At 30.0% G+C, this 11,728-nt stretch carries 15 protein-coding genes; 1 reads left to right on the top strand and 14 read right to left on the bottom strand.

The genetic code is table 11. The annotated features are described in order from the left end of the window. Positions 1 to 96 precede the first annotated feature (96 nt). Together BFJ87_RS12170 and BFJ87_RS12165 are read right to left on the bottom strand one after the other, a co-directional pair. Positions 97 to 528 carry a hypothetical protein gene (locus BFJ87_RS12170; RefSeq protein ID WP_077404866.1) on the bottom strand — a complete coding sequence of 144 codons (432 nt, stop codon included), beginning with the start codon at positions 526 to 528 and terminating at the stop codon, positions 97 to 99. A 68-nt stretch (positions 529 to 596) separates the two neighbouring features. After that, positions 597 to 1,481 (bottom strand): DUF2608 domain-containing protein, encoded by an 885-nt coding sequence (locus BFJ87_RS12165; protein WP_077404863.1) that lies wholly within the window; start codon positions 1,479 to 1,481, stop codon positions 597 to 599. A gap of 217 nt (positions 1,482 to 1,698) precedes the next feature. On the opposite strand from BFJ87_RS12165, the gene BFJ87_RS12160 reads away from it, so the two are divergent. Continuing rightward, positions 1,699 to 2,298: a leucine-rich repeat domain-containing protein gene (locus BFJ87_RS12160; protein WP_077404860.1), complete on the top strand. Its 600-nt coding sequence runs from the start codon at positions 1,699 to 1,701 to the stop codon at positions 2,296 to 2,298. On the opposite strand, the gene BFJ87_RS12155 is transcribed toward BFJ87_RS12160, so the two are convergent. The 12 genes from BFJ87_RS12155 to BFJ87_RS12100 form a co-directional block, all read right to left on the bottom strand. After that, the gene (locus BFJ87_RS12155) at positions 2,295 to 2,873 is read right to left on the bottom strand and encodes a hypothetical protein (RefSeq protein ID WP_077404857.1); all 579 of its coding nucleotides are present in this window, start codon (positions 2,871 to 2,873) and stop codon (positions 2,295 to 2,297) included. The genes BFJ87_RS12160 and BFJ87_RS12155 overlap by 4 nt on opposite strands. After that, on the bottom strand, positions 2,857 to 3,654 hold the full coding sequence (locus BFJ87_RS12150) for an alpha/beta hydrolase (protein ID WP_077404854.1): 798 nt from the start codon (positions 3,652 to 3,654) through the stop codon (positions 2,857 to 2,859). Before BFJ87_RS12150 ends, BFJ87_RS12155 begins: the two co-directional genes overlap by 17 nt. A 67-nt stretch (positions 3,655 to 3,721) precedes the next feature. Beyond that, positions 3,722 to 4,330: a Crp/Fnr family transcriptional regulator gene (locus tag BFJ87_RS12145; protein ID WP_077404851.1), complete on the bottom strand. Its 609-nt coding sequence runs from the start codon at positions 4,328 to 4,330 to the stop codon at positions 3,722 to 3,724. A gap of 118 nt (positions 4,331 to 4,448) precedes the next feature. Then, complete coding sequence (locus BFJ87_RS12140) at positions 4,449 to 5,318, bottom strand: glycerophosphodiester phosphodiesterase family protein (protein WP_077404848.1); 870 nt, start codon at positions 5,316 to 5,318, stop codon at positions 4,449 to 4,451. Between the two features lie 174 nt (positions 5,319 to 5,492). Beyond that, on the bottom strand, positions 5,493 to 6,305 hold the full coding sequence (locus BFJ87_RS12135) for a metallophosphoesterase (protein ID WP_077404845.1): 813 nt from the start codon (positions 6,303 to 6,305) through the stop codon (positions 5,493 to 5,495). A 132-nt stretch (positions 6,306 to 6,437) separates the two neighbouring features. Beyond that, positions 6,438 to 7,499: a flavin monoamine oxidase family protein gene (locus tag BFJ87_RS12130; RefSeq protein ID WP_077404842.1), complete on the bottom strand. Its 1,062-nt coding sequence runs from the start codon at positions 7,497 to 7,499 to the stop codon at positions 6,438 to 6,440. A gap of 311 nt (positions 7,500 to 7,810) precedes the next feature. Next, positions 7,811 to 8,008 (bottom strand): hypothetical protein, encoded by a 198-nt coding sequence (locus tag BFJ87_RS17000; RefSeq protein ID WP_216352846.1) that lies wholly within the window; start codon positions 8,006 to 8,008, stop codon positions 7,811 to 7,813. 83 nt (positions 8,009 to 8,091) lie between these two features. Further along, positions 8,092 to 8,379 carry a hypothetical protein gene (locus BFJ87_RS12120; RefSeq protein WP_077404839.1) on the bottom strand — a complete coding sequence of 96 codons (288 nt, stop codon included), beginning with the start codon at positions 8,377 to 8,379 and terminating at the stop codon, positions 8,092 to 8,094. Positions 8,380 to 8,407: 28 nt separating this feature from the next. Further along, positions 8,408 to 9,166 carry an SDR family NAD(P)-dependent oxidoreductase gene (locus tag BFJ87_RS12115; RefSeq protein ID WP_077404836.1) on the bottom strand — a complete coding sequence of 253 codons (759 nt, stop codon included), beginning with the start codon at positions 9,164 to 9,166 and terminating at the stop codon, positions 8,408 to 8,410. Between the two features lie 84 nt (positions 9,167 to 9,250). Continuing rightward, positions 9,251 to 10,153: an AraC family transcriptional regulator gene (locus BFJ87_RS12110; protein ID WP_077404869.1), complete on the bottom strand. Its 903-nt coding sequence runs from the start codon at positions 10,151 to 10,153 to the stop codon at positions 9,251 to 9,253. 135 nt (positions 10,154 to 10,288) lie between these two features. After that, positions 10,289 to 10,849: an STM3941 family protein gene (locus tag BFJ87_RS12105; RefSeq protein WP_077404833.1), complete on the bottom strand. Its 561-nt coding sequence runs from the start codon at positions 10,847 to 10,849 to the stop codon at positions 10,289 to 10,291. A 179-nt stretch (positions 10,850 to 11,028) separates the two neighbouring features. After that, a complete protein-coding gene (locus BFJ87_RS12100) occupies positions 11,029 to 11,589 on the bottom strand; it encodes a hypothetical protein (RefSeq protein WP_077404830.1) in 561 nt (186 codons plus the stop codon). Positions 11,590 to 11,728 lie beyond the last annotated feature (139 nt).

Raw genomic sequence — 11,728 nt, 5'->3', positions numbered from 1 at the left:
TTTTTTATTTTTGTTAGTTTTTGTTGTAAAATTTTTTTTTTTTTTATATGTTTAAATTTACATATGAATAGCTCATTTATTTAAGGGTTAATGTTATTATTTAGAGATACTAGTAGTGCCTTGGCAGGTCCACTGTGTTTCTGTATCATTATAAGCTGTAAACGTATTTGTACCAGTAAAGTTACCTGTATCTTCAGAAAAAGTATAATTGCCTACAAATTTGCGTTTGTTTCCAGAAGGTAAAGTGTAAATAGTCATTAAGGTTAAATTGTTACCATCTATAGTGTACATAGAGCTAGATAGGTAACCTGGATCTTCAAACTCAATAGTGTTGTTTTCTAAAAATTTAAAAGCATAAGGGTCTCCTGCTTCTAAATCGTAATCATTATCACAAGTTTCTCCTAATCTTTGAAAAAACCAAGACCCCTCTAAAACAGTTTCTTCTAAGCTTTTTGGTGAATTGTCATCGTCAGAAGAACAAGAAAATAGTAATGCGGTAAATAATAGCGTGAAAAATAATTTTTTCATATTGTAATTATAGTTTAATTGGTTAAGTACAATGAACGCTAAAAAATAGATTAAGTTGTTTAAGTGTGTTAGTTAGGACTAACACATTTGTTTTTGGTGTTTCTGCCAGGGAAAATAGTGTTTAATGTTTTTGATAATTTCTCCCAATCTGAAGTCATTTTCTTTGCTTGTTTTTTGGTTATTAAAACACCACCATTTGCTATTTTTCGGTCTCTAACTATTTTATCAAAATAAAAAACAGTAAAATCAATAGCTGTTTTGTCTTTAAACTTATGTGTAACGTCTTTTATATTTTTTTCTGAGTCATCAACAAAAATGATAGCCTTATATGTTCTTCCGGTTCTGCCAAGTATGTGCGCTATCATATCACCCTTATTCATCCCAGTAGTCATCATAAGTCCGTCTCTGTAACTCATTTCTCTTTCTAAAGTGTAATTGTAAACAGCTTTAGAGCCATCAATCTGTGTTATAGGAGATTTAGATAAGTTTATACCATTTTTTAACAATTCTCTTTCTGTTGCGGTTCTGTACCTAGGACTTCTAGATGTTAGTGCAAATACAGTTGTGCCATTATTTTGCCAGTTTTTTAGGTATTTGGGTATTAAAGAGTCTGTTAACTTCATTGTACCAAGCTCGTACAATAAACCAATAACATCTTCATAAAAACAGTTTTCAATTTTTTGTTTTTTTGTAGGTATAGCATCTTCAATTTTACCTCTTTGCCAATTGTACCAAATGTCTCCGCCCAGATCTACATTACTGGTTAAAAGTGTATTGTCTATATCTACAATAACAAGTACATTTTCTACTCCGTATTGTTTGGTTTTTTGGGTTACAAGGTTGTTTACATCTTTAAAACTAAAAATAGTACTGTTTTTTAGAGTTTGGGCCGTTAAGTTTATACTTATAAACAACGTTATACCCATAAGGGTTATATACTTTTTTTTAGTCATAATAATGTGTTTGTAATTTGTAAAAGGAGTAGTTTTTATTGGGTGTAAAATTACATAATTTGCTTTAAGTTACGAATACAAAAAGAACAACTACGAAAATAAACTGCTTTATAAACATTTTTATTTAACCAATTATATTTAATAATTAATACTAACAGGGTTACTCTTTGTGTAGCGCTATTTTTTAGTTAAAAATGTAAAAATTATAAATATAATTATGGAAGAAGTAGTAGTAGATTTAGTTAATGAAGATTATTCTTTTAGGCAGTTTAGTAATGGCATAGCTATTTTAGATTATATAGGCGAAGCTAAAAACATAAGAATACCAGATTACATAAATGATAAGCCTGTACTTTATATTTACAAAGAGGCTTTTTGCGAAAAAGGAATTAAAGCGGTTACATTACCAAGTTTATTAGAATATATAGGTGAAGATGCTTTTTATGATAATGAAATAAAAGAGGTAATAATACCAAGTAAAGTAAACAAAATAGGCGGTGGTGCCTTTGGACGTAATACTATTGAAAAACTTGTTATTGAGTCTAATATTGAATTTTTACCAATGTTTTGTTTTGTAGGTAATGCTTTAACTAGTTTAAATTTACCAAAATCTGTAAAAAATATAAGTAACGATTGCTTTGCAGAAAATAATTTTGAAGAACTAACTATACCAGATCATTTAACAGAAATACCTAAGGCAAGTTTTGGAATTAATAAAATGCTTAAAAAAGTTATGTTACCAGCAAAGTTTGAGAATTATATAGGGAGTATTTTTTATAAGTGCGATATAGACAATATAACATTTGAAATTTATTAGTTTTTAACACTTATATTTTTAGTCCATCCAATTCCTATTTGGTATCCAGATTGTGCTTTGTCACTAACTAAAGGTATAAAACTGTAAATACCTATACTATTGTAGCTATTAAGCTTGTATTTTGGAGAAAAAGACAAGCCGTAGTTAAAAAAGGTTTCGGTATTAGAATAGGTTTTTTTAAAGCCTATTTTTTTATTTAGTAAAGTTCCTTTGGTAATAGCTATGCTTGCGCCAACAGGAACTTCAAAATTTATTTGTACGCTATTAAAATTAAGGGAGTAACCAAAATTAATTGTTGGTAGTAAACGCATATCTATATCATTTTTTAATGTGGCATTTGGCTCAGACTCTCCCTTAAAGTCAAAATATGCAACAATTGAAAATGCTAAGGTAAAATGATGTTTGTTTTGAGACAGTGGAGTGGTGTATTTGCTATATCCTCCATAATATAAAGCCTCATCGCCAGCAGCTAACACACCTATTTCTAAATTGTTGCTGTTTGTTTTTTGACACCATAAGGTTGTTGCAGAAACACACAATACCAGAGCTAAAATTACTTTATTTACCAAATACATAGTCTAAACCTTTTTTAACTATTTTAGTTGTAGAGCCGCTATGGCCACTTTTTTTTATCAATTCACTTTTATGCTTAAAATTTGGAAAGTTTCTAGAACGGAGTCTATTGTTCATTTCTTCAAAAGATGCTAACATAACACCACCTTCTAAAGAGCCCATTCCGTTATAAAATATCACATCCAAATCGGTGTTAGCGCTTGCGTAGTATTCTTCAAAATTAAATATAATACCAGAGTCGTACCAGTATGATGTGCCTCCAGAAATGAACTTATTAAACGGGTTAGAAGCTCTTTCTTTTGCCATAACGTATTGAGTAAATAACCCGCCAAAAGAATGTCCAATTAATGTTTTGTTGTCAGATGAATCTATACTATATCTTGATTCTAATTCAGGAATTAATTCATTTTTAATAAACTGATAAAAATTTTCTGCGCCACCAGAGCCGTGTGCATAAACCGTAGGAGTATAGTCTCTGTTTCTTTGTTTATTATTACCAATAGCAACTAATATACAAGGTGGCATACTATTTTTTTCTACTTTTTTTGATAATATGTTAGCAATAGAATTAAACCTGGCATCACCGTCTAATGCAATAATTAACTGATTTTTTAAATTACTGTCATAATTTTTGGGTAGAAATACATAAATAGGGTAGTTGTCATTTACTATTGTTGAGGTTATTATAAATTGATCTTTAGATCCAATAATGTCAAAATCATCATCAGTAGCAGAACAACTTAATAATATTGTGAAGAGTGCAATAAACGTTGTAAGTTTCATAACCTTAGACTTTGTTTTTCAAAAATCTAAAATCTTTAAAACTTAAAACTTATTTTAAATCAAGAAATTAAGCTTTATTTAAATATGTTTTTTTAACTCTGCTATATGTTTCTGGAGTCATACCTAAATAATTGGCAATTAACTTTTGTGGTACTTCTTCTAAAAACCTTTTAGATTTAGTAATTGAGTTTAAAAAAAGCTCGTATTTTTTATACGCATTTTTATGCTGTAATATTAATGATCTTTTTTCGCGTTCTAAGTGTACTTGCTCAAATAATTTAGTATAAATAATAGAAAAAGGATGACTATTTAGCAGTAGCTTTTCAATAGCAGCTTTTTCAAAATAAATAATTTCAGTATCGGTTACTGCTTCCTGTATTTGGTTAGAGGGTGAAGCTTCCATATAGCTTGTAAAGTTATTAAAACTCATACCTGCAAGTGAAAAATCTATTGTAAATAACCTATCTTCAATTATTGTATATTGGTGAATAAAACCATTTAACACTAAAGAGGTTTTGGTTTCTACTTGTCCTATATTTAATAAAAATTCCCCTTTTTTAATTTTCTTTTTTTTAATAACCTTTCTTAAAGGCAAAAAATCTGTTTCTGTTAACGGGTAAACTTGACTTAAAAAGTTAAAAAGAATGTTTTCTTCAATAGAAAAATGCGCTTTCATAAGTTTTAGTGTAATGCGTTGCTAGTTAACTTGTAATTATAAGTGTAATTTAACAAACAAAAGCCAAAACGTTTGCGGTGTTATAAAACTTAAAGATTATTTAAATAAATAGTACCATTTAATTTTTATGAGTTTTAAGCGCTTTTTGAGTCTCTAATGGTCTATCTGTAGCAAAAATGTCAATTCCTAGTTTAGCCCATTCTCTGTAAAGGTGCTCGCCCTTTGCCGCAGCTCTCTTATCTAGGTTTCCTAAAGTACCTAGCATACATAGAACTCCATTTTGATGTAATTTTTTATATAATAAAGGGTCAGACTCAACAGTGCCTGTAAATGCAACCATATTTTTCCAAGGTATACCCGAGTTGGCAGCTCTGTTGTATTCTTCCATATTTCTAATACTCACAGATAGTACTACGTTTGGGTTTAATTTATATAGTTTTTGAGCCGTTTTAATAGAGTACGTTATAATAACAGATTGATCCAAAGCGTCGTTTTCTTCAATAAAATGAAGCACTTCTGCGGGGTCAACACTACGCTTAATATCTACTGTAAGTATGGCGTTTTCTTTTTTAGCCCAATCTAAAACATCTTTAAATAGCGGAATTTTAAAATCAACAATAGAGTCAAAATCGTCTTTAAGTTTAAGTTGTGATAGTGTTGCCCAATTTTTTTGGTCTACTCTGCCAAAACCAGTTGTTGTTCTTTCTAAAGAGTTATCATGCATTAATAGTAAAACGCTATCTTTACTTTTAGCAACATCAATTTCAAATAACGCGTTAGGTATGTGTTTTTTAATGTATTGCATAGTTTGTAAGCAATTCTCAGGATAGCCAACATAACCTTTTCCGCCACGATGCGCACTTATTAATAACGTACTATCCTTAGAGTAACTAAAAAAAGTCTGGAGGCTATTTTTTTGTGTATTTTTACCAGTGCAAGCAATAAATAAAATAGAAATTAATAGCGTAGATAGTAGTAGTTTTTTCATTTTTTTTAAACGATATAGTATTCTTTTTACAAGAAAAAGTTCTTTTTTAATTTGAGTAATAACTTATAGAAAAATTAATAGCAAAGAGTATTTATTTACTAATGGACCAAATATAATATTTTGCCTGTATCTTTTAATAATAAACATATTAAATTAGAAATATGTTTTTAATACTTAAATTTCCATTTCTACCATTTCTGCTCTTGCTCCAAATCTAATAGGTAAAATACTTGTTCCTATTCCTTTAGATATGTACATTTTTGGGTTAGATTCCTTGTACCAACCTTTTAAATATTTTCCACTTCCTTTTGGTTTAAAAGGAGCAATTCCAAAAATTGTAATTTGTCCGCCGTGAGTATGACCAGATAGTACTAAATCAATATTTAAATTCTCTTTTTGTTTTGTGATTATATCTCTGTATTCAGGACAATGTGATAAAACGATATTGGTTTCGGTTTGTTTTAGATTCTCAACTGCTTTTCCGAAATCAGCATTTCCACCAACTAAATCGTCAATTCCGATTATTGAGATTTTACGATTTTTAATTGAAATAGTTCTGTTCTCGTTTATTAATAATTCGCAATTATTTTTAGAATAAGTATTTTTAAGTTTTATCAAATTTACTTTACCCCAATATTCCCAATTTCCGGTTATCGCATACTTTTTTATAGAATTATCTATTAATTGCAAAAAATCGTTCAGTGAATCTATTTTTTCAGTTTTGTCAACAGAATCTCCAGTTATAAATATTATATCAGGTTTAATTAAATTTATTTTTTTTGCAATAGATTTATGAAAATATCTTAATTGGTCAAAGTGTAAATCCGAAATTTGAATGATTTTTATTTTGTTTTTTTGCGATTTTGAGATGTCAAAGTAATTCCAGTCAATTACATATTTCTCAAACCAAAGTGAGTCTAAAAGTACTAATCCAATTGAGGCTAAAATTCCTCGTTTTATAAATTTTCTTCTGGTTAATTTTGGCATTTTTAATTGCTAGTTTTTTGTAGTTAATTTAAGTAAATAACTGTTAACTTTTTTAAAATACGACTAGATTAAAAATATGTTACTTTGTTTTAGTTGTTACAACTAGCAGTTTAGCTAGGTAATAGGTGTAGTTTAGGTATTATTAGATTTTAACTTTTCTGCTATGCTTAAGGCAGAAATAACCGCACCTTCCATATATCCTCCAAATTCTGTAGCTGTTTCTGTTCCTGAAAAATATAACTTTCCATTCATATAACAATTTTGTAATGATGGATGACCATTGTTTTGATGCGCTCTTTGAGCGAATTGGTCTGCGCTAATTAAAAATTCGTCGGTCCAAATTTTATCAAAATAGGCACTGGGATTTAATGCTTCTTTTCCTAACAATTCTGTTAAGTGTTTTAATACAAATTCTTTTCTTACTTTTTGAGGATAAGACACAGCCCCTGCATTTAAAAAACCTGTAAAGCCAAACTTATTTTCTTCAAAATTCGTGTGATCGTACATTTCTGAAACAATTCCGGAGTGGCTGTACAACATTCCAGAAAACCCTTTATTTCTCCAAAAAGGAACTTCATATTCTAACACAAACTTTATAGCACCTGCCATCCAAGTTTGCACATTTGGCAATAGTTTAGAAACAGAACTAGGCAATTCTGGTGAAAACTTAATATTTAAACCTATTAATTGTGGTGGTAAACAAAGCACAACCTTGTCTGCATAAAGTTTTTCTCCATTAGATATTTTAACTATTAATTTATTATCAAATTCAGTAATACCTACAACTTTTGTATTTAGATGTATATTTTTAGAAGGCAATTTTTGAGCTAACGTATGGATAAGTTTTTGTGTTCCATCTTTTAAACGGAAGGAAGGATTTTCAGATTCGGGAACAAAAAACTCTTGCGGTGGTTCAAATGATTTGGTTTGAAATAACGAAGTTCCTTTTGAATATTGCGGGTATTTTTCTAAGTCCAATTCAGTAATTAACGTCATTAAATTTTTGTGCATACCAGAAAACCAGGTAGCGCCCAACTCTAAAGGTGTTTCTAATGCTCCTTTTATGGTTTTAATTCTTCCGCCAATTCTTGAAGAAGCTTCTAAAACTTTTGATTCTATTCCTCTTTTTGATAATAAATAAGCTAAGGTTAATCCACTTAATCCACCACCTATAATTATAATTCTTTCTTTCATAAATTCATTTTAAGCAAAAAGCTATTGTAAAAGTATAATAGCTTTTTTATTATTAACCTTAAATTACTGAGGTCTACTAGAAAACACCAACCAATTTACACAGGCTAGTATGCATGTATTTGCAATACCTAAATATATAATTGGCCAGCTAAAACCAAACCAATAAAGTATTGGAATCCAATACGTAAATATGCTCCATACAGACGACATACAAATAGGACATTGAATAATTGGTTTTCGTAAGTACTTATTAATTTTGTACTGAGTGTATTCTTTATGAAACTGCACGCCAGAGTTGGTAAGAGTTACAATTATTTTTGGTCTATACGTTTTATGCGCTCATTTAACAAGTTTATAAAAGCTACAAAATTGCTGTCGTAGTCTTTTCCGTTTGGCATTTTTTCCGTTTCGCCTTTTGCCGAAATCCATACGCCAACCATAAATAGCGATTCTATTAAAAGGTAACCTAAAGCTGCTAATATGGTATAAAAATAAAAACTTGGTTCCATAATTTTAAAAGTTTTAAAGATGAAAAAGAAGCCTTATTTTAAACCAATAAAGCTTCTTTTTATGAAAAGTAACCTGCTTTTAATTAAGCTACGGTATAGATTCTTACCTCAGGATTATCCTGTAAATACGGTTTTAAACCAGTTACCACATCGTTAGTAAATAAGTTTGTTGCTAAATAGTTTTGAGCATCTTCTGTGGTTTTAAAACCATGTAACACTTGTACATCTTCGTTTCTAATTAAAAGTTTTTTGGATGTTGCACCAGTAATAGTTTCTAAAAATGGTGATTTGTATTTGCTGTACACAGCTGCTGCGTTTGCTCTGTCCAACTCGTTTATTTTAAGACTAATTTCTAAATATGCTTTTGTCATTTTAATTTTTTTATTTGTTATTAATTCTTTAATTTCTTCCTGCCATTACACCACCGTCAATATCCCAAACTGCACCTGTAACCCAAGCACTATCTTCATCTAATAAAAAGGCTATTGTTTTGGCAATGTCTTGTGATGTACCTACGCGTCCAATAGGATGAAAATCGTTAAAACCTTGTAAGGTTTCTTCAATTTTATCTTTCGCTATAAACGAACCATAAATTGGTGTTACCACTACTGCTGGAGATACTGCGTTTACACGAATATTACTTTCTGCCAACTCCATTGCTAAATGCTGTGTTAAGCTATGTAAACCTGCTTTAGCCATAGAATATGCCGAAGATGGAGTGGCTTTTATAGCTTGTTTTGCCCACATAGATCCTATGTTTACAATAGAACCACTACCATTGTTAGCCATTACTTTTGCTGCTTTTTGTGTGATAAAGAAAAACGCTTTGTTGAAATTATGGTAAATGTCATAATCTGCTTCAGTATGCTCTAAAAAAGGTTTTGGACTAAAATATCCTGCCGAATTCACCAAGTATTTTAAATTAGGTATGTCTTCAGATATTGATGCAGCAAATGCTTTTACTTCATTCATATCAAAAAGGTTTACTGCTTTGGCTTTTACATTCCCAAAAGTTGCTAATTCTGTTTTGGCAGTGTCTAAATTTTTGCTGGCTCTACCAACAATGGTAACTTCAATACCTTTTTTAAGTAACAGTTGTGCTGTAGCTTTTCCCATTCCTGTAGTTCCGCCAATTATAAGTGCTTGTATTTTTTCCATGATATACCTTTTTTTAATTACACTGCAAAGTTCAGGATAACTCCAGTAGTATAAGATGGACAAAAACGAAAAGGAATGGTACTTTTAGGAAACGGACTTTCTAAAGCCTAAAGGCGAGAGGTTTGTGTGTTTTTTAAAGTATTTTACAAAATACGACGGATCATCAAAACCCAAACGATAGCCAATTTGGTTCACGTTTAGTTCGGAATACAATAACAAACGTTGCGCTTCTAAAACAATTCGTTCTTGTATCATTTGCGATGGTGTTTTGTTTAATTGCAAATTGGTAAGATCAGACAATGTTCTAGAAGATATAAACAATAGTTTAGCATATTCAGAAACAGAAAGTCCTTTGGTGTAATTTTCGTTAATGAGGTTTATAAATTTTATAAGTTGTACTTTTTTGTCGTCAGGCGTAGCGCTAGTTTGTTTTTCTGTATGCTCGCAGGCTTGTTTTACACGCTGTATTTGTATAAGAAACGCTTTTAAGTAAGACTTTAATAATTCTTCTTTTCCAAATATGTCTGGTGTACTAAACTCTCTTTTTATTTGCGTAATATATTCATCAAATATGTTGGCTGTTGGTTTTTTTAGTGTGCAAAGTGGCTGATTGTATGGGTTATTAAATAGATTAGATTTTAAGAAAAAATCTGTTTCGTTATCTTTTTCAACAATAAAATTTTCATTAAAATGTAATAAAATTCCTTGGTAATTAGTGTTATCATCAAAATAGTGAACCTGATTTTTGGCAACAAATAAAATAGTGTTGTCCAGTACATTATGCTCATCAAAATCTATAAAATGTTTTCCTTTACCTTGTTTAAACCAAATAACTTGAAAATAACTGTGAATATGTGGTTTTGTAGTATGTCCTTTGTGTTTGGTAATGTAATCATTTAAATCGTGAATGGCCAACTGTGGTTTTTCTGGTTGATGCCTGTTTAAGTGATACTCAACAATTGTATTTGCAGTTCTTTTATTTATCATTTCGTTTAAATAGCTTATACCTGCTTTTATTAACCACAATGCTTTTGTATGTGGTTTGTTGCGTGGTTTAACACAGTGTTATTTGGCCTTAACCATTATGCAATGAATTCCGATTAGGAATTTAGCAGTAATGAGCTATACACGTTGTTCTCTAACTTTTTTATTTTGTTTAAATTCAGTTTGTATTAATTGTTCAAGTTTTTCAAAATCATATTTTAGATTATTTGAGGTAATCGAAAGTGGTGTTCCATACATTTTCATATTCGACCTCATAAGTTTGGCTTTCGTAGCGCTTTTTGCTTTTCCAATATATTTTTCAGGATTTTTTATGTTGATCAGTAGAAATTTAGTTGACATTATTTTTTTTGTTTTAATATCAAATATATCATTCCATTCAATTAATCCAACGCTTGTTGCGCTTGAGTTATCCGTTATTCCGCTTGAGTCAATTATCAATCCCGCATTTTTATCAAATATTTTTTTACTATGTAAAATTGCAATTGTTCCAAAAAATAGTATACTTAAAATTCCAACTCCTTTAATTACCATTGGATTTCTAAATAATTTTAGTGGGAAATCAAGATATAAACTTGCATTAAAAAACAACCAAATTCCGGCTACTACAAATAATAAACAGCCTAAAATCTTAAGATATATTTTCTTTTTACTTAATGGTATTTCTATTCTTTCTCTCATTTTAAATCAGTTCTCTTACTCTTTGTCAAATGTTGTGTAATGGCTTCGTATAACCCTTCAGTTATAGGACTAATTTAGCCAAAAGTTTTTAGTTATTTACTAGTTTAAGCAATTCCGAGTGGATTCGGACATAGTCGAATCCGCCGTAATTGCGGTTATACATTGTTAGCAAACGTATTTTAGTCCAAATATCCATCATATTCAATCGATTTTAGAATTCCCGATTCGAATATTAAATTGAATACAGAAGTCTGTTCTAAATTCCCGATTTTTAATATGTCATTATTAATTCTTTTAGCATGTGACTTTTCTACAACATATTTTTTCGTCCCAACTTTTATAAAATCATTTAGTTCAAAATCTGCATCTCCAATTTTAGCTTTGTAAACCCATTCTTCACTTTCCGCTTTATATGAAGTCAATTCAGTACTCTGATAAGATTTTGTTACAATCGTATCTACTAAATTGTCCACGTGTCTGTTTTTAATTGGTTTTCTATTAATCTCAAATTTTGGGTCAAGCGCAATTTTTTCCAAATTTGATTTAAGAGAAGAAGTTAGACTGTCATTTTCAAAATATGCTTCAGTAACATAAGTTGATTCGGTTTCTACTTTTTCTTCCTCTATTTTTATTTCCGCAATTTTTTTATTTTCTGATTCAGTCACTTTTTTAGATTCAGCTTGTTTGCAGGAAATAAGGAAGTTTAAAATTCCGAATATTATTAATGTCTGTTTCTTCATATGTTTGCTAACGGTTACGTATAAGAACAGTTGCGTGGTTTGGTAACTAATTTAGCAAAAGTTGTCGAACCAGAGGAAAATCCGCAGGATTTTCCGAGTAGGACAGACCTAGCAATTGTTTTTATACATCTTAAGTTAG

The organism is Cellulophaga omnivescoria (assembly GCF_001999725.1).
GTDB classification, from domain to species: Bacteria; Bacteroidota; Bacteroidia; order Flavobacteriales; family Flavobacteriaceae; genus Cellulophaga; species Cellulophaga omnivescoria.
The sequence above is the reverse complement of the archived record's forward strand: the minus strand, read 5'-3'. Positions and strand labels throughout refer to the sequence as shown.